Raw genomic sequence first — 24139 nt, 5'->3', positions numbered from 1 at the left:
CAGATTCAAAGTAACTGTATTAACTCCATACAGTTTTGCCGATTCTGCCACTGAATCCCGATTTTTCGCCTGATCTGTACTGGTTAACCGAATCACCCCTATCGAGGCTGCACCATGACCCTTTACGTCAACCTGGCCGAACTGCTCGGCACGCGTATCGAACAGGGCTTCTATCGCCCCGGTGACCGGCTGCCCTCGGTACGGGCGCTGAGCGTCGAGCATGGCGTCAGCCTGAGCACGGTGCAGCAGGCCTATCGGGTGCTGGAAGACAGCGGGCTGGCCACGCCACGTCCCAAGTCCGGGTACTTCGTCCCGGCCAGCCGCGAGCTGCCGGATCTGCCGGCAGTCGGCCGCCCGGCCCAACGGCCGGTGGACATCTCCCAATGGGATCAGGTGCTGGAGTTGATTCGCGCCGTGCCGCGCAAAGACGTGGTGCAACTGGGTCGCGGCATGCCGGACATCACCAGTCCAACCATGAAACCCCTGTTGCGCGACCTGGCGCGGATCAGCCGGCGGCAGGACATGCCCGGCCTGTATTACGACAACATCCACGGCAACCTCGCACTGCGCGAACAGATCGCCCGCCTGATGCTCGATTCCGGCTGCCAATTGGGCGCCAGCGACCTGGTAGTGACCACCGGTTGCCACGAAGCGCTGTCCACCAGCATTCGCGCGATCTGCGAACCGGGAGACATTGTGGCGGTGGACTCGCCGAGCTTTCACGGTGCGATGCAGACCCTCAAGGGCCTGGGCATGAAGGCACTGGAAATCCCCACCGATCCGTTGACCGGCATCAGCCTCGAAGCGCTGGAGCTGGCCCTGGAGCAGTGGCCGATCAAGGTCATACAGCTGACGCCCAACTGCAACAACCCGCTGGGCTACATCATGCCAGAGTCACGCAAACGCTCGTTGTTGACGCTTGCGCAGCGGTTTGACGTGGCGATCATCGAGGACGATGTGTATGGCGAACTGGCCTACACCTATCCGCGCCCGCGCACGATCAAGTCCTTCGACGAGGACGGTCGCGTCCTGTTGTGCAGTTCGTTTTCCAAGACCCTGGCCCCGGGCCTGCGCATCGGCTGGGTCGCGCCCGGCCGCTATCTGGAAAGGGTGCTGCACATGAAATACATCAGCACCGGCTCCACCGCGCCGCAACCGCAGATCGCCATCGCCGAATTCCTCAAGGGCGGCCACTTCGAACCGCATTTGCGGCGGATGCGCACGCAATACCAGCGCAATCGCGACATGATGATCGACTGGGTAACCCGCTACTTCCCGGCCGGCACCCGCGCCAGTCGTCCACAAGGCAGCTTCATGCTGTGGGTCGAACTGCCGGAAGGTTTCGACACCCTGAAACTGAATCGCGCCTTGCACGACCAGGGCGTACAGATTGCCGTGGGCAGTATTTTTTCCGCCTCCGGCAAATACCGCAATTGCCTGCGCATGAACTACGCTGCCAAGCCAACACCGCAGATCGAAGACGCGGTGCGCAAGGTCGGTGCGACAGCGATCAAATTGCTGGCGGAAACCGATCAGCTCAGCGACTGACTTTTATTGGTGAATCAGCGTCCATATGCCTGACTATGCCGCCAAACGGAACGACCCTACGTGAGAGTCAGACAGCCCCTGCTTGCTCTTGTGCTACTCGCCGCGTTCCTGGGCGGTTGCGCCAGCCTCGACGTACAACGTGTACCGAGCCAGGCGCTGCCGGCTTCAGACTCCGCATTCGGCCGCTCGGTCCAGGCGCAGGCCGCGCCTTACAAGGGCCAGTCGGGCTTTCGCCTGCTATCGGACAGCACCGAGGCCTTCACCGCTCGCGCCGAACTGATCCGCAATGCCCAAAGCAGCCTCGATTTGCAGTATTACATCGTGCACGACGGCATCAGCACGCGCATGTTGATCGAGGAATTGCTCAAGGCCGCCGACCGGGGCGTGCGGGTGCGGGTACTGCTTGATGACACGACCAGCGACGGCCTGGACCGCGTCATTGCCACCCTCGCCGCGCACCCGCAAATCCAGATCCGCGTGTTCAATCCGCTGAACCTGGGCCGCAGTACGGGGGTGACACGTACCGTAGGCCGACTGCTCAACCTGTCGCAACAGCATCGACGCATGCATAACAAGTTGTGGCTGGCGGACAGCAGCATGGCCATCGTCGGCGGGCGAAATCTGGGGGATGAGTATTACGACGCCGAGCCCAACATGAATTTCACTGACATCGACTTGCTCGGTGTCGGCCCGGTTGCCGAGCAACTCGGGCACAGTTTCGACCAATACTGGAACAGCGCCCTGAGCAAGCCGATCGACGAATTCCTGTCGAGCAAACCCACCCTGCGCGACCTGGAAAACACGCGCACCCGACTGGAAGAGTCCCTGGCGGAAACGCGCAAACAGAATCATGCGCTCTACAAACACTTGATGACCTTCGCCACCCATCCGCGCCTGGAGATCTGGCGCCGCGAACTGATCTGGGCCTGGAACCAGGCATTGTGGGATGCGCCGAGCAAGGTACTGGCCAAGGGCGAGCCCGATCCGCAGTTGCTGCTGACCACGCAATTGGCGCCTGAACTCGATGGCGTCCGCAAAGAGCTGATCATGATTTCGGCTTATTTCGTGCCTGGCCAACCGGGGCTGGTGTACCTGACCGGGCGCGCCGATGCCGGCGTTTCGGTACGTTTGCTGACCAATTCTCTGGAAGCCACGGACGTTCCCGCGGTTCACGGCGGTTACGCGCCCTATCGCAGGGCATTGCTGGAACACGGCGTGAAGCTGTACGAATTGCGTCGTCAACCCGGCGAGGGAGGCGGCAGCGGTAGCGGGCCGCACCTGTTTTCCAGCAGCTCTTATCGCGGCTCTGATTCCAGCCTGCACAGCAAGGCGATGATCTTCGACCAGCAAAAATCCTTTATCGGCTCGTTCAATTTCGATCCGCGCTCAGTGCTGTGGAACACCGAGGTCGGCGTGCTGGTGGACAGTCCGGAATTGGCTGCACGGGTCCGCGAACTGGCGCTGCAGGGCATGGCGCCAGCCCTGAGCTATCAAGTGGAGCTGGAGAACGGTCAGATTGTCTGGAGTACGGAAGACGACGGAAAAATGCACACACTGACCAAGGAGCCAGGGAGCTGGTGGCGTCGTTTCAATGCCTGGCTGAGCGACACGGTTGGGCTGGAGCGGATGTTGTAGCTGCTGCCTGGCGGAACTCTTGTGGCGAGGGGGCTTGGCACTGCTTCGCAGCGCAACGGGGGCAAGCCCCCTCGCCACAGATTTTGTAATATCAGCTAAGCCGGTTGCACCGCACCAAACGCCCCCTGCCGCGACACCACGATCAACACGCCCAAGGCCCCGACCGCCATCAGCAACGGCAACGCATGCCCGCTGATCCACTGACTGCCGGCGCCCGCCAGCAACGGCCCGACCAGACAACCGATGCCCCACAGCTGGGCGATGTGCGCGTTGGCCCGCACCAGCGCATCGTCGCGATAACGCTCGCCGATCAGGATCAGCGACAAGGTGAACAAGCCACCAGCACTGGCGCCAAACAGGACCCACAACGGCCAGATCAGCAGCGTATCGATCAGCATCGGAATCGCCAGGCTAGACACCAGCAAGACGACGGCGCAGCCGGTAAACAACGCCCGGCGCGACAAGCGATCGGCCAACGCACCAATCGGCAATTGCAGCACCGCATCGCCGACCACCACCGTACTGACCATCGCCAGGGCAATCTCCGTGGTGAAGCCCTGGCGCAGGCAATAGACCGGCAGCAGGGTCAGAATCATCGCCTCGAACGCGGCGAACAGCGACACCGCCCAGGCAATCGCCGGCAGGCCACGACAGAAAGCGAGCAAATCAGTCAAGGTCACGCTGCTGGCTTCGCTGCTCGGTGCACCACTGCGGCCCAGCAACAAGAACGGAGCCGCCATCAGCAAACCAACACCCACCCAAAAGCCATAATCGTGATCGGTACCGATAAAACCCAGCAACACCGGGCCTGCCAGCTGACTCAGCGCATAGCTGCTGCCATACAGCGCCACCAGCCGCCCGCGCCACTCCTCGACCACCAATTGATTGATCCAGCTTTCACCGATGATGAATACGAGAGTCAGGATCACCCCGATCATCAATCGCAGCACCAACCAGACCGGATAACTCGGCAACAGCGCCAGCAATCCGATCGAAACCGCCCCGGCCCACAGGCACAGGCGCATCAGATTGGCCGTGCCGAATCGCGCCGCCAGATGGCTGGAGATTTTCGCCCCCAACAGGACGCCGATGGCCGGCATCGCGGCCATCACACCAATCGCAAACGAGCCATAGCCCCAGCTCTCCAGGCGAAACGACACCAGCGGCATGCTGACGCCCAGGGCCAGGCCGACACTCAGGACAGATGCCAAGACGGCGAAATAAGTCGCCCAACGCATGTTCCACGCTCCTGTGGATTGATTTTTTCTTCAGGACACACAAAACAAATGTGGGAGCGGGCTTGCTCGCGAAGAGGCCATCACATCCAACATCAATGTTGGCTGATACACCGCCTTCGCGAGCAAGCCCGCTCCCACAAGGGATCTGCGTCGTTCGGGAGGCCTGCTATCCGGCAGGCCTCCCTCACGAGCTTACAGCTTGATCCAGGTCGCCTTCAGCTCGGTGTACTTGTCGAACGCGTGCAGGGACTTGTCACGACCGTTGCCGGACTGCTTGAAGCCACCGAACGGAGCGGTCATGTCGCCGCCATCGTACTGGTTGACCCACACGCTACCGGCACGCAGTGCGCGGGCGGTGAGGTGAGCCTTGGAAATGTCGGCAGTCCAGACCGCAGCAGCCAGGCCGTACGGCGTGTCGTTGGCGATCGCGATGGCCTCTTCGGCGCTGTCGAATGCGATAACCGACAGTACCGGGCCGAAGATTTCTTCCTGGGCGATTTTCATCGCATTGCTCACACCGTCGAAAATCGTCGGCTCAACGTAAGTGCCGCCAGTTTCCTGGAGGGTACGTTTGCCACCGGCCACCAGCTTGGCGCCGTCGGCATGGCCGGACTCGATGTAGGACAACACGGTGTTCATCTGCTGGGTATCGACCAGCGCGCCAACATTGGTCTCTGGATCCAGCGGGTTACCCGGCTTCCAGGTTTTCAGCGCCTCGATCACCAGCGGCAGGAATTTATCCTTGATCGAACGCTCCACCAGCAGACGCGAACCGGCGGTGCAGACTTCGCCCTGGTTGAAGGCGATGGCGCCAGCAGCGGCTTCGGCAGCTTCCTGCAGGTTCGGCGCATCGGCGAAGACAATGTTCGGGCTCTTGCCGCCGGCTTCGAGCCAGACGCGTTTCATGTTCGACTCGCCAGAGTAGATCAGCAATTGCTTGGCGATTTTGGTAGAACCGGTGAACACCAGAGTGTCGACGTCGTTGTGCAGGGCCAGAGCCTTGCCGACGGTGTGGCCGTAACCTGGCAGCACGTTCAGCACGCCTTTCGGAATGCCGGCTTCGACGGCCAGAGCAGCGATGCGGATGGCAGTCAGTGGCGATTTTTCCGACGGCTTGAGGATCACCGAGTTACCGGTGGACAGCGCCGGGCCCAGTTTCCAGCACGCCATCATCAGCGGGAAGTTCCACGGCACGATGGCCCCGACCACGCCGACCGGCTCACGAGTCACCAGACCCAACTGATCGTGCGGGGTGGCGGCGACTTCGTCGTAGATCTTGTCGATGGCTTCGCCGCTCCAGCTCAGGGCTTGCGCCGCGCCAGGGACGTCGATGTACAGGGAGTCGCTGATCGGCTTGCCCATGTCCAGGGTTTCAAGCAGCGCCAGCTCTTCGGCGTGCTGTTTGAGCAGGCCGGCGAAACGGATCATGGTGGCTTTGCGCTTGGTCGGCGCCAGGCGCGACCAGACACCGGAATTGAACGTGGCGCGGGCGTTTTCCACAGCGCGCTGGGCATCGGCGGCGTCACAGCTGGCAATCCTGCCCAACAGACGGCCATCGACCGGGCTAATGCACTCGAAGGTCTCGGCGGAAACGGCGTCGGTGTATTCGCCATTGATATAGGCGCGGCCTTCGATTTTCAGATCGCGGGCACGTTGTTCCCAGTCGGCACGGGTCAGGGTGGTCATGCGAGTGTCCTCCTCTTATTGATACGACACCCGCGTTCTTCGCGGGCGCTGTCAGGAATTCTGCCCGGCCAGCCTGCTTTTCGGCCGAAGGCATCCACCACCCTAAACCAGCCGCACATGAAGTTTCAATATATTTGACACAACGCCGGCAAACGGCCTTGCGATGTTCATTTTAATAAACATAGACTTTGGGCTCATCAACCAACCGCGCCGCAATCACGGGGAGATAACAACAATGAACATCCAGAACGTCGTCGACTTCAGCCAGGCCACCACCGCCGCCGAGCGCTACCGCCCGGATCCGGCCAAAGTGCTCAAGGGCGACCCGGAACAAGCGGTGTACAACCACTACAACAGCCCTTGCGGTCAGTTGAATGCTGGCGTGTGGGAAGGTGAAGTCGGACAGTGGACGGTGAATTTCACCGAGCACGAGTACTGCGAGATCCAACAGGGAGTTTCGGTGCTGCGTGACAGCGACGGCAATGCCAAGACCCTGCGCGCAGGCGATCGCTTTGTGATCCCGGCAGGTTTTCGCGGCACCTGGGAAGTGCTGGAGCCGTGCCGCAAGATCTACGTAGCGTTTGAACAGAAGTCTTGAGCCCACCTCGAAACAGTCGCTGACATTCTGCCGCTGGCCCCGGGCAGCGGCACCGGGTAAGACTTGCTGACAGGTGCCCCGTATTTCATTTTGTCGGGCCGGTAACGCACAGGACGTGCAGCTTCCGACGACGTGGGCGCCCAACCAACAGTCATGCAAGGAGGCAACATGCCAGTCTTACCCGATCAATGCGATCTCGCCATCGCCCAATACACCATCGGCCAGAAATGCACACCGGAACTGCTTGAAGAGGTTCGCGCCCTGGCCAATGGCGCGCCAGTGCGAGCCACTGGACCAAAGTACCCTTCGAGCTGGGACCTGCGCCCGCAACGCATCAACCTGCACACCGATGCCGACAGGATAATCGTCAGCATCAACTGCGGCTGATCCGTTTCGGCGCTGACAAGGCACCCGATTCCCGCGTAACAAAAAAGGCCCGTATCTCGCGATACGGGCCTTTTTCGTAAGAGAGAAAAATCAATTACTTGATTTTGCCTTCTTTGTAGATCACGTGCTTGCGAACAACCGGATCATATTTCTTGATCTCGATTTTGTCCGGGGTAGTACGCTTGTTCTTGTCGGTAGTGTAGAAGTGACCAGTACCGGCGCTCGAAATCAAACGAATCAATTCACGCATGATTAGCTCCCTTAAACCTTGCCATCGCGGCGAAGTTCGGCCAGCACGACAGTGATGCCACGCTTGTCGATGATACGCATGCCTTTGGCAGATACGCGCAGACGCACAAAACGTTTCTCTTCTTCAACCCAGAAGCGGTGATGCTGCAGGTTCGGCAGGAAACGACGACGGGTTTTGTTGTTTGCGTGGGAAATGTTATTCCCGGTTACCGGACCCTTACCGGTAACTTGACATACTCTAGACATGCCTCAGCCCTCTAAAACCACATGCCCAACCCGGCATGGGTTGGCCGCTTAATCTCTCAGTCATTTGGCGCCAGGCGCCGCGTTTCTTTAGAGGTCTTACCGGCTACACCTACAGTGAAGGAACCGGGCCCCTAGAAAAGAGCGCTGCTTTATACCAGAAAGACTGGAGAGCAACAACATTCAGTGTGCGTTGAATTCACAAAATCCCCGTTTTCCGGGCTCCGAGCGCTTTGGACAAAGGCTATCGCCGATGGCGACCGCTCGTCGCAGAGAATCGGACATTGGACCAACCAAGGAGGTTTCTCAACCGCTGCACAGCAAAATCAGTCGCCTATAGTCCTCTCAAAATGAAAAAGGGGATAGTCATTTGCAAAAGACCCCACTAGGGTAAGTCTTTTCCAGACTGCACTTGCAGATGGGCCTTCGATCTGTAAAGGAAGCCGACCATGCGCCTCGCTGCCCTACCGCTGTTGCTCGCCCCGCTTCTGTTGAGCCCACAAGCCTTTGCCGCCGCCCTGAGCGTCTGCACCGAGGCCAGCCCTGAAGGGTTCGATGTGGTGCAGTACAACTCGTTGACCACCACCAACGCCTCGGCCGACGTGCTGATGAACCGCCTGGTGGATTTCGACACAGCCAGTGGCAAAGTGGTCGCCAGTCTCGCCGACAGCTGGGAAGTCAGCCCTGACGGCTTGATCTACGTCTTCAAGTTGCACCCACAGGTAAAATTCCATCGCACCGAGTACTTCACCCCAACGCGCGACCTGAACGCTGAAGACGTGATTTTCAGCTTCGACCGCATGCTCGACCCGGCCAATGCGTGGCACAAAGTCGCCCAGAGCGGCTTCCCGCATGCGCAATCGATGCAGTTGCCGGCGCTGATCAAGAAAATCGACGCCCTCGACCCACAGACCGTGCGCTTCACCCTCGACCACGCGGATTCGACCTTCCTGGCGACCCTGAGCATGGGCTTCGCTTCGATCTATTCGGCCGAGTACGCCGACAAGCTGATGAAGGCCGGCACGCCTGAAAAACTCAACAGCCAGCCGATCGGCACGGGCCCGTTCGTATTCACGCGCTTCCAGAAGGATGCCTCGGTTCGCTATAAAGCCAACCCCGACTACTTCGGCGGCAAACCCTCTGTCGATCCGCTGATTTTTGCCATCACACCGGACGCCAACGTCCGCTTGCAGAAATTGCGTCGCAATGAATGCCAGATCGCCCTGTCGCCCAAACCCCTGGACGTACAGGAAGCGCTGAAAGAGCCGACCCTGAAAGTCGAAAAGACTGACGCGTTCATGACCGCATTCGTCGGCATCAACAGCCAGCATCCACCGCTGGACAAGCCAGAAGTGCGTCAGGCCATCAACCTCGCCTTCGACAAGGCCAATTACATCAAAGCCGTGTTCGAAGACACCGCCGAAGCGGCCAATGGACCATATCCGCCGAACACCTGGAGCTATGCGAAAAGCCTTCCGGGGTATCCGCATGACGTCGAGAAGGCCAAGGCGCTGATGGCCAAGGCCGGGCTCAAGGAAGGCTTCCAGACCACCATCTGGACCCGCCCTTCCGGCAGCCTCCTCAATCCCAACCCGAGTCTCGGCGCTCAACTGCTGCAGTCCGACCTGGCGGAAGTCGGCATTCAGGCCGAAATCCGCGTGATCGAATGGGGCGAGCTGATCCGCCGCGCCAAGGCCGGTGAACACGACTTGCTGTTCATGGGCTGGGCCGGTGACAACGGCGACCCGGACAACTTCCTCACACCGCAGTTTTCCTGCGCCGCGGTCAAGTCCGGCACCAACTTCGCCCGCTACTGCAATGCGGACCTGGACAAGCTGATCAGCGCCGGCAAGACCACTGGCGAGCAAGGCGTGCGCACCAAGCTCTACGAACAGGCGCAGACGCAGATCCAGCAACAGGCGCTGTGGTTGCCCCTGGCCCACCCGACGGCCTTCGCGCTGACGCGCAAGGATGTCGAGGGGTATTCGGTCAGCCCGTTCGGGCGGCAGGATTATTCCAAGGTCAACCTCAAGTAATCAGACACAACACAAAATCTGTGGGAGCGGGCTTGCCCGCGATAGCGGACTTTCAGACAACATTTGTGCTGAATGTACCGCCGTCATCGCGGGCAAGCCCGCTCCCACAGGGTTTTGCATTCTCCTGCCGGATCTACATCCACCCATACTCAGCCATCGACAGCGGATCGCCATCGCCAATGATGAAATGGTCGAGCACCCGCACATCAATCAATTCCAGCGCCTCTTGCAGACGCTTGGTCAGCACCCGGTCGGACTGACTGGGGTTACTGTTGCCCGAAGGATGGTTGTGACAGAGGATCAATGCCGCTGCGTTGTTGGCCAAGGCGCGCTTGACCACCTCTCGCGGATGAACGCTGGTGTTGTCGATGGAGCCGCGAAACAGCGTCTCAAACGCCAGTACCTGATGCCTGGAATCAAGAAAAAGGCAACCAAACACCTCGTGTGGCTCGTGGCGCAGCATTGATTTCAGGTAGTCGCGAACCGCTTGCGGACTCTCAAGTGCCGGTTTCTGACGCGCCCGCTCGGCCAGGTGGCGCCTGCTCATTTCTTGCGCAGCCTGCAACTGTGCAAATTTCGCCGGCCCCAGCCCCAACTGCTTACTGAACGCTTCCTGATCGGCTTCTAGCAGCAAACGCAGGCTGCCAAACTGATTCAACAGGTGTCGTGCCAAATCCACGGCGCTTTTACCGACCACGCCCGTCCTTAAAAATATCGCCAGCAATTCGGCGTCCGAAAGGCTCCCCGAGCCCTGTTCAAGCAACCTCTCCCGCGGCCGTTCCGCCGCCGGCCAATCGCGAATACTCATAACACCTCCCTGTCTGTGGGCGCCGCTGTTCCGTAGCGGTCGCTGTGATATCGTAGCCCATCTTTTTTGCGGGCGAATTCACCCTGGGGAGGGGGTTTCGCCACGTATGTCACCAACGAATTGAAAGGCAGGCCTATGCAGCGGCTGTATCGGAAACGCATTGTTCTGGGCGTCGGCGGCGGTATCGCTGCCTACAAGAGCGCCGACCTGGTTCGCCGCCTGATCGACCAGGGCGCCGAAGTGCGCGTGGTCATGACCCGTGGCGGCGCAGAGTTCATCACCCCGTTGACCATGCAGGCCCTGTCCGGGCACCCGGTCCATCTGGACCTGCTGGACCCGGCGGCCGAAGCGGCCATGGGCCACATCGAACTGGCGAAATGGGCCGACCTGGTGCTGATCGCCCCCGCCACGGCGGATCTGATTGCCCGCCTGGCCCAAGGCATTGCCGATGACCTGCTGACCACGCTGGTGCTGGCCACCGACGCGGTGGTCGCCGTTGCCCCGGCCATGAACCAGGCCATGTGGCGCGATCCGGCGACCCAGGCCAACCTGCAAACCCTCGAGAGCCGCGACATCAAGGTGTTCGGCCCGGCCTCCGGCAGCCAGGCCTGCGGCGACGTCGGCCTGGGGCGCATGCTCGAAGCCCTTGAACTGGCTCAGTGCGCCGCTGACTGCTTCCAGCGCCAGGCCCTGACCGGCAAGCACGTACTGATCACTGCCGGCCCGACCCAGGAAAACATCGACCCGGTGCGCTACATCACCAACCACAGCTCCGGGAAAATGGGCTTTGCCCTGGCCGAAGCCGCCGTGGAAGCCGGTGCCCGCGTGACCCTGATCACCGGCCCCGTGCACTTGCCGACCCCGGATCGCGTCACCCGCATCGACGTGGTCAGTGCCCGCGACATGCTCGCCGCCTGCGAAGCAGCCATCCCTTGCGACCTGTTCATCGCCTCGGCAGCTGTCGCGGACTACCGGCCGGAAGTCGTCGCCCCACAGAAACTCAAGAAAGATCCTACGAACGGCGACGGCTTGTTGCTACAGATGGTGCGTAACCCGGACATCCTGGCCACCATCGCCACCCGCCCCGACCGCCCGTTCAGTGTCGGCTTCGCCGCCGAGACCGAACACCTGCTCGATTACGCTGCGCGCAAGTTGAAAGACAAGAACCTCGATTTGATCGTCGCCAACGACGTCGCCAACCCGAGCATTGGCTTCAACAGCGAAGAAAACGCCTGCAGCGTCATCGATCGTGAGCTTCACGCCACACTTTTCGCCCAGACCAGCAAGAGCAAGATTGCTCGCCAGCTGATCACTTTCATCGCCGAACGTCTGAACCAGGTTTAATTTACATGCACGCTTTGCAAGCCAAGATCCTCGACCCCCGCATCGGTACCGAATTCCCGCTGCCGCAATACGCCACACCGGGCTCCGCCGGCCTCGACCTGCGCGCCATGCTGGAGCAGGACACCGTGATCAAGCCGGGTGAAACCGTGCTGATCCCTACCGGCCTGTCGGTCTACATCGGTGACCCGAACCTGGCGGCGCTGATTCTGCCGCGCTCGGGGATGGGCCATAAGCACGGCATCGTGCTGGGCAATCTGGTCGGCCTGATCGATTCCGACTACCAGGGCCCGCTGATGGTCTCCTGCTGGAACCGTGGCCAGACCGAATTCACCATGCCGGTCGGTGAGCGCCTGGCGCAACTGGTGCTGGTGCCGGTGGTACAGGCTCACTTCGAGATGGTTGAAGAGTTTGTTGAAACCGAGCGCGGCACTGGCGGTTTCGGCCATACCGGTACCCGCTGATAGAGATTCATCGTGGCGAGGGAGCAAGCTCTCTCGCCACAAAATTCAAATTGTCATCTGCAACGTTTAGCACCGAAAATCAAGGCATTGCCCGGCCAAACCCCTGCCATCAGGGGCGTCATGGCCCTTTCACACCACGAACTCTCTGTGGAAAACGCCGTCATACCCTTCAGTTTGAGCCTGTCGCCGAATGACTCGGCGGCCTGTCCAGCCACTTTCGAGATGGAGCATTTCCACAGATGAACACCCCGGCCAAAATTGCACCCAAGTTCCCTGACAGCATCTTCCGCGCCTACGATATCCGCGGCACCGTCCCGGAATTCCTGAACGCCGAGACCGCTTACTGGATTGGCCGCGCCGTCGGCTCCCAAAGCCTGGCCCAGGGCGAGCCAAATGTGTCCGTCGGTCGCGACGGTCGCTTGTCCGGTCCGGAGCTGGTCGCGCAATTGATCAAAGGCATCGCCGACAGCGGCTGCCACGTCAGCGATGTCGGCCTGGTCCCGACGCCGGCGCTGTACTACGCCGCCAACGTGCTGGCCGGCAAATCCGGTGTGATGCTCACCGGCAGCCACAACCCGTCGAACTACAACGGCTTCAAGATCGTCATTGCCGGCGATACCCTGGCCAACGAACAGATCCAGGCCCTGCACGACCGCCTCAAGACCAATGACCTGAGCAGCGGCCAGGGCACCATCACCCGGGTCGAAATCCTCGAGCGCTACACCACCGAAATCGTCCAGGACATCAAGCTGGCCCGTCGCCTGAAAGTGGTTGTCGACTGCGGCAACGGCGCGGCCGGCGTGATTGCCCCGCAGCTGATCGAAGCGCTGAACTGCGAAGTCATCCCGCTGTTCTGCGAAGTCGACGGCAACTTCCCGAACCACCACCCGGACCCGGGCAAGCCTGAAAACCTCGTCGACCTGATCGCCAAGGTGAAGGAAACCAACGCCGACATCGGCCTGGCCTTCGACGGCGACGGCGACCGCGTCGGCGTGGTGACCAACACCGGCAGCATCGTCTATCCGGACCGCCTGCTGATGCTGTTCGCCCGCGACGTCGTGGCGCGCAACCCGGGCGCCGAGATCATCTTCGACGTCAAATGCACCCGGCGCCTGATCCCGCTGATCAAGGAGTACGGCGGTCGGTCGTTAATGTGGAAGACCGGTCACTCGTTGATCAAGAAGAAAATGAAACAATCCGGCGCCCTGCTGGCTGGCGAAATGAGCGGGCACATCTTCTTCAAGGAGCGCTGGTTCGGTTTCGACGACGGCATCTACAGCGCCGCGCGGTTGCTGGAGATCCTCAGCAAGGAAAAATCCTCGGCGGAAGAGCTGTTCGCAACCTTCCCGAACGATATTTCTACGCCGGAAATCAATATCCATGTGACCGAAGAGAGCAAATTCAGCATCATTGATGCACTGCACGACGCACAGTGGGGCGCAGGCGCCGACCTGACCACCATTGACGGCGTGCGAGTCGACTACGCCAAAGGCTGGGGCCTGGTACGCGCATCCAACACCACACCGGTGCTGGTGCTGCGTTTCGAGGCCGATGACGAGGCTGAATTGCAGCGCATCAAGGACGTTTTCAAAGTCCAGTTGAAGCGCGTTGCACCTGATCTCCAACTACCGTTCTGATTCACCCGGAGCCCTGAATGACCCTCGAACGCGAAGCCGCCGCCAACACCGCCAAGGTCCTGTCCGAAGCGTTGCCTTATATCCGCCGATACGTCGGCAAGACACTGGTGATCAAATACGGCGGCAACGCGATGGAAAGCGAGGAGCTGAAAACCGGCTTCGCCCGCGACATCGTGCTGATGAAGGCCGTGGGCATCAACCCGGTGGTGGTTCACGGCGGCGGCCCGCAAATCGGTGACCTGCTCAAGCGTCTGTCGATCGAGAGTCATTTCGTCGACGGCATGCGCGTCACCGACGCCGCAACCATGGACGTGGTGGAAATGGTCCTCGGCGGCCAGGTCAACAAGGACATCGTCAACCTGATCAACCGTCACGGCGGCAGCGCCATCGGCCTGACCGGTAAAGACGCCGAGCTGATTCGTGCGAAGAAGCTCACCGTCACCCGCCAGACCCCGGAAATGACCACCCCGGAAATCATCGACATCGGCCATGTGGGCGAAGTGGTGGGGATCAATACCGACTTGCTGAACCTGCTGGTCAAAGGCGATTTCATCCCGGTTATCGCGCCCATCGGCGTCGGCGCCAACGGTGAGTCGTACAACATCAACGCTGACCTGGTGGCCGGTAAAGTCGCCGAGGCGTTGAAGGCCGAGAAGCTGATGCTGCTGACCAACATTGCCGGCCTGATGGACAAGTCGGGCAAGGTCCTGACCGGTCTGACGACTCAACAGGTCGACGAACTGATCGCCGACGGCACCATCTACGGCGGCATGCTGCCGAAGATCCGCTGCGCACTGGAAGCGGTCCAGGGCGGCGTGGGCAGCTCGCTGATCATCGACGGTCGTGTGCCGAACGCGATCCTGCTGGAAATCTTCACCGATACCGGCGTGGGCACCCTGATCAGCAATCGCAAGCGTCCTTAAGCGATAGCGCAAACAAAAAGACCCCGCTCGGCCTGGCTGAGCGGGGTCTTTTTTGCCTGCAATTCCTGTAGAAAACTGCTTTTTTGTGGCGAGGGAGCTTACTCCCGCTGGGCTGCGTAGCAGACCCAAGATCTTATGAGCGCTGCGCACTCAAGCGGGAGCAAGCTCCCTCGCCACAAAAGCCCGATCCAACAGGGGAATTGCGGTCAAACGCCGAACTGGGCGCGGTAGGCTTCGACGGCTGGCAGGTGCTGCTTGAGCTGCGGATCATCCGCCAGGAATTCCAGCACCTGGTTCAGCGAAACGATACTGATGACCGGAATGCCGAAGTCGCGCTCGACTTCCTGGATCGCCGACAACTCGCCATTGCCGCGCTCCTGACGGTTGAGGGCGATCAGCACGCCAGCGGCCTTGGCGCCGTCCTGGGAAGCGATGATCTGCATCACCTCACGGATGGCTGTACCGGCGGTGATCACGTCGTCGATGATCAGCACTTCGCCGGTCAAAGGAGCGCCGACCAGGCTGCCGCCTTCGCCGTGGGCCTTGGCTTCCTTGCGGTTGAAACACCATGGCAAGTCACGGTTGTGGTGCTCGGCCAGGGCCACGGCCGTAGTCGCCGCCAACGGGATGCCCTTGTAGGCAGGGCCAAACAGCACGTCGAACGCAATGCCGCTCTCGGCAATGGCAGCGGCGTAGAAACGACCCAGCTGCGCCAGCGCCGAACCCGAGTTGAACAGCCCGGCATTGAAGAAGTAAGGACTGGTGCGCCCGGACTTCAGGGTGAACTCACCGAAGCGCAAAACGCCGCGATCGATGGCAAAACGGATGAAATCGCGCTGATACGCTTGCATGAAAAAACCCCAAATACCACGGATTTAGCTAATTAGCTTGACGCCGTGTATCATACACGCACGCGATTTTTGGGGCCATTTATGCGGATCATCAGTGTGAACGTCAATGGTATTCAGGCTGCAGTCGAGCGTGGTTTGCTCAGTTGGCTGCAGGCACAGAATGCCGACGTCATCTGCCTGCAGGACACCCGCGCCTCCGCCTTTGAACTGGACGATCCAGCCTTCCAACTGGATGGATACTTCCTTTATGCCTGCGATGCCGAAGTCCCCGCCCAAGGTGGCGTGGCTTTGTATTCGCGGCTGCAACCGAAGGCTGTCATCAGCGGTCTCGGTTTCGAGACGGCCGACCGCTACGGGCGCTACCTGCAAGCCGATTTCGACAAGGTCAGCATCGCGACCTTGCTGCTTCCTTCGGGGCAGAACGGCGATGAAGACTTGAACCAGAAGTTCAAGCTAATGGACGACTTCGCCCGTTATCTGGATAAACAGCGGCGCAAACGTCGCGAGTACATCTATTGTGGCTCGCTGTACGTGGCGCAACAGAAGCTGGATATCAAGAACTGGCGCGATAGCCAGCAATCTCCGGGTTTCCTGGCGCCTGAACGTGCCTGGATGGACGAGATTGTCGGCAACATGGGCTATGTCGACGCCTTGCGCGAAGTCAGCCGCGAAGGCGACCAGTACAGCTGGTGGCCGGATAACGAACAGGCGGAGATGCTCAACCTCGGTTGGCGCTTCGACTACCAACTGCTGACCCCGGGCCTGCGCCGCTTCGTACGCAGTGCACGTCTGCCACGCCAGCCGCGGTTCTCGCAACACGCGCCGCTGATCGTGGACTACGACTGGACGCTGACCATCTGAGGCGTCGTTTCGCAGACGCCCAGGCCGGTCAAAAAAAATGCCCGTATCGCAAGATACGGGCATTTTTTATGGGGCAAGCCGGCTGAACTTCAGACAGCGACGAAAAATGGCAGCGCCAGGAACAACTTGATCACGATGACGTTAATGATATCGATGAAGAATGCGCCCACCATTGGCACCACCAGAAACGCAATCTGCGAAGGTCCGTAGCGTTGTGTCACGGCCTGCATATTAGCGATGGCAGTTGGCGTGGCACCCAGCCCGAAACCGCAATGTCCTGCCGCCAGTACTGCCGCATCGTAGTTGCTCCCCATTATTCTGAATGTCACGAATATCGCAAACAGCGCCATGACGACTGTTTGCACAGCCAGAATGATAAAGATCGGTAAAGCCAGCGATGCCAGGTCCCATAGTTTGAGGGACATCAGGGCAATTGCCAGGAACAGCGACAAGCTCACATTCCCCAGTACCGAGACTTCGCGCTCAAACACCTGATACAAGCCAAGTGCCGAAAGCCCGTTGCGCAGAACAACACCGACGAACAACACACAAACGAAAGTCGGCAACTCGAACGCACTGCCGAGCAACAGCCCATTGAGAAGATTACCTGCCAGCAAGCTGACGGCGATCAGCGCGAGTGTCTCGATAAACGAGAAGGGCGTGATCGAGCGTTCCTTGTTCGGTTGCTCAAAGCCCTTTGGCGCGCGCGGCTTCGCTTGCTCAACGCAACCGGGTACCTGTACTCGCTTGATCAGCAAGCGGGCGACCGGCCCACCAATCAGACCGCCCAGCACCAGGCCGAAGGTCGCAGAGGCCATCGCAAGCTCGGAAGCCGAAGCCAGGCCGTATTTCTCACTGAATGTCGCGCTCCAGGCAGCGCCCGTGCCGTGACCACCCGCCAGGGTCACCGAGCCTGTCAGCAAGCCCATCAGAGGATCAAGCCCCAGCAGGCTGGCAAGACCGATGCCCATGGCATTCTGAACCAGCAGAAGCCCGGTGACCGCAAAAATGAAAATCCCCACGACGCGCCCGCCCTTCTTCAGGCTGGCGAAGTCGGCGCTCAAGCCAATGGTGGCGAAAAACGCCAGCATCAAGGGGGTCTGCAACGAAGTGTCGAACCGGACTTGAACATCGAAGCTGCGCAAGGCCAGGAGAACCAGGGCAACCACCAGACCACCCGCTACAGGCTCGGGGATATTGTAGGCGCGTAAAAAACCGACACGCGTGACAAGCCCGCGACCCAATAACAGCACCAGGGAGGCGGCGACTAATGTTCCATAAAAATCGAGCTGAATCATTTTGCACTTATTCTTGGATATATATTCAGGGGCGAACTTTTTACCTGGACACGCCTCTTGAACAGGTTGAATTTCTCAACACTGATTGATGGTGAATTCAAGGACCTTCAATGGTCTGAATATATCAAAATATTTCTTGAAATATTTCGTGGTGGCAACTTTATCAATCACCCTGACTTATTGCCAAGCATAAGGGCAATATCGACACTTTACAGTTGTGACTAAAAATGTATTAACTCGGCAGTACTTGCCGTAATAGCTGTTACAACTAGCAAATATAAATTACAACTTGAAACATTTATTTGATGTGACAAACGAAAATGCCCCGAATTATCGGGGCATTTTCTATTAACTTGGCTGAGCTGCTTCTGCTTTGCTTCTGTGGGTGCGAGCAGGCTCGCTCCTACAAGTGAAGATTGTTCGTTATTTGATTAGTCGCCAGGTAAACGGGTACCGGTAAGGAAAACCCTCGTTGGCCTTCACGCCAGCGATGATGGTCAGGACCAGCGCGCCGATAGCGATCAGCCCGAACAGAAAGAAGCCGAGAATCACCACCATCAGCAGGAAGCAGATGGCCGAGGCAATGGCAACGGTGATCTGGAAGTTCAATGCCTCTTTGCCCTGGGCATCGATGAACGGGTCTATCTCGCGCTTCATTTGCCAGAGAATCAGCGGGCCGATCAGCGTGCCGAACGGAATCCAGATCCCCAGCAAGGCGGACAGGTGACAGAACATCGCCCACTGACGCACCTCCTGGCTCGGCGTGGGCAGCGGCAGTTGTTCGTCACTCATGATGCCCTCCTTGCCTGGAGCGGTCCGGTCAGTCGGCCAATGCGGCCTTTTGCAGTTCGAAGATCTCGTTCATGCCTTTCTTCGCCAGCTCAAGCATGGCGTTCAACTCTTCAGGCTGGAACGGCGCGCCTTCGGCAGTACCCTGGACTTCGATGAAACCGCCGGCACTGGTCATCACCACGTTCAGGTCGGTTTCGGCCGCCGAGTCTTCCAGGTAGTCGAGGTCGAGCACAGGCTCGCCCTTGTACATGCCCACGGAAACAGCAGCGATCATCTGCTTGACCGGATCGCCGCCTTTCAGGCCGCCACGCTTCTTGATCACTTTCAAGGCATCGATCAGCGCGACCATGGAGCCGGTGATCGATGCCGTACGGGTGCCACCGTCTGCCTGGATCACGTCGCAGTCGACGTACAGGGTGACGTCGCCCAGCTTGGTCATGTCCAGCGCAGCGCGCAGGGAGCGGCCGATCAGACGCTGGATTTCCAGGGTACGGCCGCCTTGCTTGCCACGGCTGGCTTCACGCTGGTTACGCTCGCCGGTGGCACGTGGCAGCATGCCGTACTCGGCGGTCAGCCAGCCCTGGCCCTGGCCTTTCAGGAAACGCGGTACGCCCGGTTCAACGCTGACGGTGCAGATGACCTTGGTATCACCGAACTCGACCAGCACAGAACCCTCGGCGTGTTTGGTGTAGTTGCGGGTGATGCGGATCGAGCGGAGCTGATCGGCAGCGCGACCACTTGGACGTATCATAGGGAATACCTGTACTGGGGACGGAAAACTGCGGAGCATTATAGAGCCGACGGCCGCCCCTGGGCACTTCTAAAAAAATCCGCCGACGACCGAAGGCTCTGCACTGCACGCCGGCACAGGCCTGCCGCTCTTTGTCACACCCTGTGTTTGGGCGCATCCGCGCCACTGCGCTACAATCCTGCGCCTTTGCTGCCAGTCGGCTTTAATTCATTGATATCGGATTCCCGGAACCACGGTTCTGCGCCGATCTGCCTTGCGAGGTACCGCCATGGTGCACAGCATGACCGCCTTCGCCCGCGTCGAAAAAGCCGGCGTCCAGGGCACCCTGAGCTGGGAACTGCGGTCGGTCAACAGCCGCTACCTGGAACCCCACCTGCGCCTGCCGGAGTCCTTTCGCGACCTGGAAGGCGCGGTACGTGAAGCCCTGCGCCAAGGCGTATCGCGGGGCAAGCTCGAATGCACCCTGCGCTTCACCGAAGAAAACACCGGCAAAGCGCTGCAGATTGATCAGGAGCGCGCCGCGCAACTGGTCGCCGCCGCCGAGACCATCGCCGGCCTGATCAATAACCCGGCCGCACTGAACCCGCTGGAAGTCCTGGCCTGGCCCGGCGTACTGGTGGGCGACGCCACCGACCCGCAAGCCTTGAACGCCGAAGCGCTGGCACTGTTCAACCAGGGCCTCAAGGAACTCAAGGCCGGCCGCGAGCGCGAAGGTGCGGAGCTGGCACGGCTGATCAACGAGCGCCTGACCTCCATCGAAGAAGACGTGGTGACCCTGCGCGAATTGGTCCCGCAGATGCTCGCCACCCAGCGCCAGAAAGTCCTCGACCGTTTCGCCGACATGAAGGCCGAGATGGACCCGCAGCGCCTGGAGCAGGAAATGGTCATGCTCGCGCAAAAAAGCGACGTCGCCGAAGAACTGGATCGCCTGAGCACTCACATCATCGAAGTTCGCCGGGTACTCAAATCCGGCGGCGCTGCCGGTCGGCGCCTGGACTTCCTGATGCAGGAGCTCAACCGCGAAGCCAACACACTGGGCTCCAAAGCCTTCGACCCGCGCAGCACCCAGGCTGCGGTCAACCTCAAGGTGTTGATCGAGCAGATGCGCGAACAAGTGCAGAATATTGAGTAAGGCTACCCCGACATGACCCACAGCACTGGCACCCTTTACATCATTTCCGCCCCTTCGGGCGCGGGCAAGAGCAGCCTGGTCAAGGCCCTGACCGATGCCGATCCCGAGATCCGCGTCTCGGTCTCCCACACCACCCGCGCCATGCGCCCGGGTGAAGTGAATGGCGTGAACTATCACTTCGTCGACCGCAGCGAGTTCGTGAAGATGATCGAGCACGGCGATTTCCTCGAGCGCGCCGAAGTGTTCGGCAATCTCTATGGCACTTCGCAAAGCCACCTGCAGCAGACCCTGGACGAAGGCCACGACCTGATCCTGGAAATCGACTGGCAAGGTGCCGAGCAAGTGCGCAAGCTGATGCCGCAGGCTCGCTCGATCTTCATCCTGCCGCCGTCACTGCAGGCCTTGCACCAGCGCCTGACCAACCGTGGCCAGGACAGCGACGAGATCATTGACGGCCGCATGCGCGAAGCCGTCAGCGAAATGAGCCATTACGTCGACTACGATTACCTGATCATCAACGACGATTTCGCCCACGCACTGCACGATCTGAAGGCGATTTTCCGCGCCAATCAGCTGATTCAGAAGCGTCAGCAGCAGCGTCACGGCAAATTACTGGCTGAATTGCTCGGTTAATCAGCTCTTCCCAAAACCGCTGCAAGGGCTTTACATTGGCACTTGCAGCGCGTTGAAGGGCTTGGTCAAAAAATCAGCGCTTCCCTATTCGCTGGTGATTTTTTAAACTGTTGAGTCCGCTCGCCCATCCGGGCAGCGCGCATATTGCATTTGCTACGAGGAAGACCATGGCCCGCGTAACCGTTGAAGACTGCCTAGAACACGTGGATAACCGCTTTGAGCTGGTCATGCTCTCTACCAAGCGTGCCCGTCAACTGGCCACCGGCGGCAAAGAGCCGAAAGTAGCATGGGAAAACGACAAGCCTACCGTCGTCGCCCTGCGCGAAATCGCTGAAGGCCTGATCGACTACGCAGCTATCGCCGAAGCCGAAATCGTTGAAGATGAACCGCTTTTTGCTGCATTCGAGGACGAGTCCAACGAGGCCGTCTAAGCCTATGCCTGGTCGACGTAGCACGGCGCGGGATCACAGCTTACGGCAGGAGACATCATGCCGAGCATAGACGCCCTCGCCGATCGCTTATCGACCTACCTCGGCAAGGACCAGGTCAACCTGGTCCGCCGAGCGTATTTCTACGCCGAACAAGCCCACGACGGCCAACGCCGTCGTAGCGGCGAGGCGTACGTCACGCACCCACTCGCGGTGGCGAATATTCTTGCCGACATGCACATGGACCATCAGAGCCTGATGGCCGCGATGCTGCATGACGTGATCGAAGACACCGGTATTGCCAAGGAAGCGCTGCAAGCGCAGTTCGGCGAGACCGTGGCCGAACTGGTCGACGGGGTCAGCAAACTGACCCAGATGAACTTCGAGACCAAGGCCGAGGCACAAGCCGAAAACTTCCAGAAGATGGCCATGGCCATGGCCCGCGACATTCGCGTGATCCTGGTCAAGCTGGCCGACCGCCTGCACAACATGCGCACCCTGGAAGTGCTGTCCGGTGAAAAACGTCGGCGCATCGCCAAGGAAACCCTGGAAATCTATGCGCCCATCGCCAACCGGCTGGGCATGCACGCCATCCGCATAGAATTCGAAGACCTCGGCTTCAAGGCCATGCACCCGATGCGTTCCGCGCGGATCTACCAAGCCGTCAAACGCGCCCGGGGCAACCGCAAGGAAATCGTCAACAAGATCGAAGAGTCCTTAAGCCACTGCCTGGCCATCGACGGCATCCAGGGTGAGGTCAGCGGTCGCCAGAAACACCTCTACGGCATCTACAAGAAAATGCGCGGCAAGCGTCGGGCCTTCAACGAGATCATGGACGTCTACGCGTTCCGGATCATCGTCGACAAGGTCGATACCTGCTACCGCGTGCTGGGTGCTGTACATAACTTGTACAAACCGTTGCCGGGGCGCTTCAAGGATTACATCGCGATCCCCAAGGCCAATGGCTACCAGTCGCTGCACACCACGCTGTTCGGCATGCACGGTGTTCCGATCGAGATCCAGATCCGCACCCGTGAAATGGAAGAGATGGCCAACAACGGCATCGCCGCCCATTGGCTGTACAAATCCAGCGGCGACGAGCAGCCCAAAGGCACCCATGCCCGCGCCCGCCAGTGGGTCAAGGGCGTGCTGGAAATGCAGCAACGCGCCGGCAACTCGCTGGAATTCATCGAAAGCGTGAAGATCGACCTGTTCCCGGACGAGGTCTACGTGTTCACGCCCAAGGGCCGGATCATGGAGCTGCCCAAGGGCTCCACGGCGGTCGACTTCGCTTACGCGGTGCATACCGACGTGGGCAACAGTTGCATTGCCTGCCGGATCAACCGTCGTCTCGCACCGCTGTCCGAACCGCTGCAAAGCGGCTCCACGGTCGAGATCGTCAGCGCTCCTGGCGCACGGCCGAACCCGGCGTGGCTCAACTTCGTGGTCACCGGCAAGGCGCGCACGCACATCCGCCATGCCCTGAAGCTGCAACGCCGCTCCGAATCCATCAGCCTCGGCGAACGCCTACTGAACAAGGTCCTCAACGGATTCGACAGCGCGCTGGAGAAAATCCCGGCCGAACGCGTCAAGGCGATGCTCGTCGAGTACCGCCTCGAACTGATCGAGGATTTGCTCGAAGACATCGGCCTGGGCAATCGCATGGCCTATGTGGTGGCTCGCCGTCTGCTCGGCGAAGGCGAACAGCTGCCAAGCCCGGAAGGACCGCTGGCGATTCGCGGTACCGAAGGCCTGGTACTCAGCTACGCCAAGTGCTGCACGCCGATCCCGGGCGACCCGATTGTCGGCCACCTGTCCGCAGGCAAAGGCATGGTCGTGCACCTGGACAATTGCCGCAATATCAGCGAAATCCGCCACAACCCGGAAAAATGCATCCAGCTCTCGTGGGCCAAGGATGTCACCGGCGAATTCAACGTCGAACTGCGCGTCGAACTGGAACACCAGCGCGGACTGATCGCCCTGCTGGCCAGCAGCGTCAACGCCGCCGACGGCAACATCGAGAAAATCAGCATGGACGAACGCGATGGTCGCATCAGCGTGGTCCAGTTGGTGGTCAGCGTGCACGACCGCGTGCACCTGGCCCGCGTGATCAAAAAACTGCGCGCCTTGACCGGGGTGATCCGCATCACCCGCATGCGTGCATAGCTCGCAAACGTAGCCACCTCTTACAAGGAGTCATCAATGACCAAGACTGTTATCACCAGCGACAAGGCCCCGGCCGCCATCGGTACTTACTCCCAGGCGATCAAGGCTGGCAACACCGTCTACATGTCGGGTCAGATTCCCCTGGACCCAAAAACCATGGAGCTGGTTGAAGGCTTCGAAGCCCAGACCGTCCAGGTGTTCGAGAACCTCAAGGCCGTAGCCGAAGCAGCCGGTGGCTCGTTCAAGGACATCGTCAAGCTGAACATCTTCCTCACCGACCTGAGCCACTTCGCCAAGGTCAACGAGATCATGGGCAAGTACTTCGACCAGCCTTACCCTGCCCGCGCCGCCATCGGCGTTGCAGCCCTGCCAAAGGGTTCGCAGGTTGAAATGGATGCCATCCTGGTCATCGAGTAATGCGTACGGCGCAGCCT

23 protein-coding genes and 1 pseudogene are annotated in these 24139 nt (G+C 60.0%); 15 read left to right on the top strand and 9 right to left on the bottom strand.

Translation table 11 applies throughout. The features are described 5' to 3' along the window. Nucleotides 1-114 precede the first annotated feature (114 nt). Nucleotides 115-1548, top strand: a complete 1434-nt coding sequence (locus KW841_RS01240; protein WP_218473106.1) for a PLP-dependent aminotransferase family protein — start codon at nucleotides 115-117, stop codon at nucleotides 1546-1548. 60 nt (nucleotides 1549-1608) lie between these two features. Then, complete coding sequence (locus tag KW841_RS01235) at nucleotides 1609-3183, top strand: phospholipase D family protein (protein ID WP_218473104.1); 1575 nt, start codon at nucleotides 1609-1611, stop codon at nucleotides 3181-3183. A gap of 95 nt (nucleotides 3184-3278) precedes the next feature. Here KW841_RS01235 and KW841_RS01230 read toward each other — a convergent pair whose 3' ends face one another. Together KW841_RS01230 and KW841_RS01225 are read right to left on the bottom strand one after the other, a co-directional pair. Further along, nucleotides 3279-4421, bottom strand: a complete 1143-nt coding sequence (locus KW841_RS01230; RefSeq protein ID WP_218473101.1) for an MFS transporter — start codon at nucleotides 4419-4421, stop codon at nucleotides 3279-3281. Between the two features lie 192 nt (nucleotides 4422-4613). After that, nucleotides 4614-6107, bottom strand: a complete 1494-nt coding sequence (locus tag KW841_RS01225; RefSeq protein WP_007975163.1) for an aldehyde dehydrogenase — start codon at nucleotides 6105-6107, stop codon at nucleotides 4614-4616. Between the two features lie 235 nt (nucleotides 6108-6342). Here KW841_RS01225 and KW841_RS01220 point away from each other — a divergent pair, with 235 nt between their 5' ends. Next, the gene (locus tag KW841_RS01220; RefSeq protein WP_218473100.1) at nucleotides 6343-6705 is read left to right on the top strand and encodes a cupin domain-containing protein; all 363 of its coding nucleotides are present in this window, start codon (nucleotides 6343-6345) and stop codon (nucleotides 6703-6705) included. A gap of 168 nt (nucleotides 6706-6873) precedes the next feature. After that, nucleotides 6874-7092, top strand: a complete 219-nt coding sequence (locus KW841_RS01215; protein ID WP_007975165.1) for a peptidase inhibitor — start codon at nucleotides 6874-6876, stop codon at nucleotides 7090-7092. 94 nt (nucleotides 7093-7186) lie between these two features. Here KW841_RS01215 and rpmG read toward each other — a convergent pair whose 3' ends face one another. Further along, nucleotides 7187-7342 carry a 50S ribosomal protein L33 gene (gene rpmG, locus KW841_RS01210; RefSeq protein ID WP_003177274.1) on the bottom strand — a complete coding sequence of 52 codons (156 nt, stop codon included), beginning with the start codon at nucleotides 7340-7342 and terminating at the stop codon, nucleotides 7187-7189. An 11-nt stretch (nucleotides 7343-7353) separates the two neighbouring features. Further along, nucleotides 7354-7587 carry a 50S ribosomal protein L28 gene (gene rpmB, locus KW841_RS01205; RefSeq protein ID WP_007975166.1) on the bottom strand — a complete coding sequence of 78 codons (234 nt, stop codon included), beginning with the start codon at nucleotides 7585-7587 and terminating at the stop codon, nucleotides 7354-7356. Between the two features lie 446 nt (nucleotides 7588-8033). Between rpmB and KW841_RS01200 the strand changes: the two genes are divergently transcribed. Then, complete coding sequence (locus KW841_RS01200) at nucleotides 8034-9620, top strand: ABC transporter substrate-binding protein (protein WP_218473099.1); 1587 nt, start codon at nucleotides 8034-8036, stop codon at nucleotides 9618-9620. 133 nt (nucleotides 9621-9753) lie between these two features. Here the strand turns inward: KW841_RS01200 and radC are convergent, their stop codons facing one another. Next, complete coding sequence (radC, locus tag KW841_RS01195; protein WP_007975168.1) at nucleotides 9754-10428, bottom strand: DNA repair protein RadC; 675 nt, start codon at nucleotides 10426-10428, stop codon at nucleotides 9754-9756. 135 nt (nucleotides 10429-10563) lie between these two features. On the opposite strand from radC, the gene coaBC reads away from it, so the two are divergent. The 4 genes and pseudogenes from coaBC (at nucleotide 10564) to argB (ending at nucleotide 14793) form a co-directional block, all read left to right on the top strand. Beyond that, complete coding sequence (gene coaBC / locus KW841_RS01190; RefSeq protein WP_102700099.1) at nucleotides 10564-11772, top strand: bifunctional phosphopantothenoylcysteine decarboxylase/phosphopantothenate--cysteine ligase CoaBC; 1209 nt, start codon at nucleotides 10564-10566, stop codon at nucleotides 11770-11772. Between the two features lie 5 nt (nucleotides 11773-11777). Continuing rightward, on the top strand, nucleotides 11778-12233 hold the full coding sequence (gene dut, locus KW841_RS01185) for a dUTP diphosphatase (protein ID WP_007975171.1): 456 nt from the start codon (nucleotides 11778-11780) through the stop codon (nucleotides 12231-12233). 260 nt (nucleotides 12234-12493) lie between these two features. Beyond that, a pseudogene (locus KW841_RS01180) lies at nucleotides 12494-13870 on the top strand (phosphomannomutase/phosphoglucomutase); the annotation flags it as partial. A gap of 17 nt (nucleotides 13871-13887) precedes the next feature. Beyond that, nucleotides 13888-14793 carry an acetylglutamate kinase gene (argB, locus tag KW841_RS01175; protein WP_015097366.1) on the top strand — a complete coding sequence of 302 codons (906 nt, stop codon included), beginning with the start codon at nucleotides 13888-13890 and terminating at the stop codon, nucleotides 14791-14793. A 206-nt stretch (nucleotides 14794-14999) separates the two neighbouring features. On the opposite strand, the gene pyrE is transcribed toward argB, so the two are convergent. After that, nucleotides 15000-15644, bottom strand: a complete 645-nt coding sequence (gene pyrE, locus KW841_RS01170) for an orotate phosphoribosyltransferase (RefSeq protein WP_007975175.1) — start codon at nucleotides 15642-15644, stop codon at nucleotides 15000-15002. Between the two features lie 81 nt (nucleotides 15645-15725). Here pyrE and KW841_RS01165 point away from each other — a divergent pair, with 81 nt between their 5' ends. Continuing rightward, complete coding sequence (locus KW841_RS01165; protein WP_003176915.1) at nucleotides 15726-16505, top strand: exodeoxyribonuclease III; 780 nt, start codon at nucleotides 15726-15728, stop codon at nucleotides 16503-16505. An 89-nt stretch (nucleotides 16506-16594) separates the two neighbouring features. On the opposite strand, the gene gltS is transcribed toward KW841_RS01165, so the two are convergent. The 3 genes from gltS to rph all read right to left on the bottom strand — a co-directional run bounded on the left by gltS (nucleotide 16595) and on the right by rph (nucleotide 19346). After that, complete coding sequence (gene gltS, locus KW841_RS01160) at nucleotides 16595-17803, bottom strand: sodium/glutamate symporter (RefSeq protein WP_218473097.1); 1209 nt, start codon at nucleotides 17801-17803, stop codon at nucleotides 16595-16597. Nucleotides 17804-18226: 423 nt separating this feature from the next. Beyond that, a complete protein-coding gene (locus KW841_RS01155) occupies nucleotides 18227-18595 on the bottom strand; it encodes a DUF4870 domain-containing protein (protein ID WP_218473096.1) in 369 nt (122 codons plus the stop codon). A gap of 28 nt (nucleotides 18596-18623) precedes the next feature. Continuing rightward, complete coding sequence (gene rph, locus KW841_RS01150) at nucleotides 18624-19346, bottom strand: ribonuclease PH (protein ID WP_007975179.1); 723 nt, start codon at nucleotides 19344-19346, stop codon at nucleotides 18624-18626. A 268-nt stretch (nucleotides 19347-19614) separates the two neighbouring features. Between rph and KW841_RS01145 the strand changes: the two genes are divergently transcribed. The 5 genes from KW841_RS01145 (at nucleotide 19615) to KW841_RS01125 (ending at nucleotide 24122) form a co-directional block, all read left to right on the top strand. Then, entirely contained in the window at nucleotides 19615-20478 is an 864-nt protein-coding gene (locus KW841_RS01145; protein WP_218473095.1) for a YicC/YloC family endoribonuclease, read from the top strand. 12 nt (nucleotides 20479-20490) lie between these two features. Further along, complete coding sequence (gene gmk / locus KW841_RS01140; protein WP_007975181.1) at nucleotides 20491-21111, top strand: guanylate kinase; 621 nt, start codon at nucleotides 20491-20493, stop codon at nucleotides 21109-21111. Nucleotides 21112-21278: 167 nt separating this feature from the next. Beyond that, on the top strand, nucleotides 21279-21542 hold the full coding sequence (rpoZ, locus tag KW841_RS01135) for a DNA-directed RNA polymerase subunit omega (protein ID WP_007921129.1): 264 nt from the start codon (nucleotides 21279-21281) through the stop codon (nucleotides 21540-21542). 57 nt (nucleotides 21543-21599) lie between these two features. Beyond that, nucleotides 21600-23705, top strand: coding sequence for a bifunctional GTP diphosphokinase/guanosine-3',5'-bis pyrophosphate 3'-pyrophosphohydrolase (gene spoT / locus KW841_RS01130; protein ID WP_103395945.1), 2106 nt, complete (start codon nucleotides 21600-21602; stop codon nucleotides 23703-23705). Nucleotides 23706-23741: 36 nt separating this feature from the next. Continuing rightward, nucleotides 23742-24122, top strand: coding sequence for a RidA family protein (locus KW841_RS01125; RefSeq protein WP_003229509.1), 381 nt, complete (start codon nucleotides 23742-23744; stop codon nucleotides 24120-24122). Nucleotides 24123-24139: the final 17 nt, after the last annotated feature.

The organism is Pseudomonas sp. PDM28 (assembly GCF_019219115.1).
Taxonomy (GTDB): Bacteria; Pseudomonadota; Gammaproteobacteria; order Pseudomonadales; family Pseudomonadaceae; genus Aquipseudomonas; species Aquipseudomonas laurylsulfatiphila.
The sequence above is the reverse complement of the archived record's forward strand: the minus strand, read 5'-3'. Positions and strand labels throughout refer to the sequence as shown.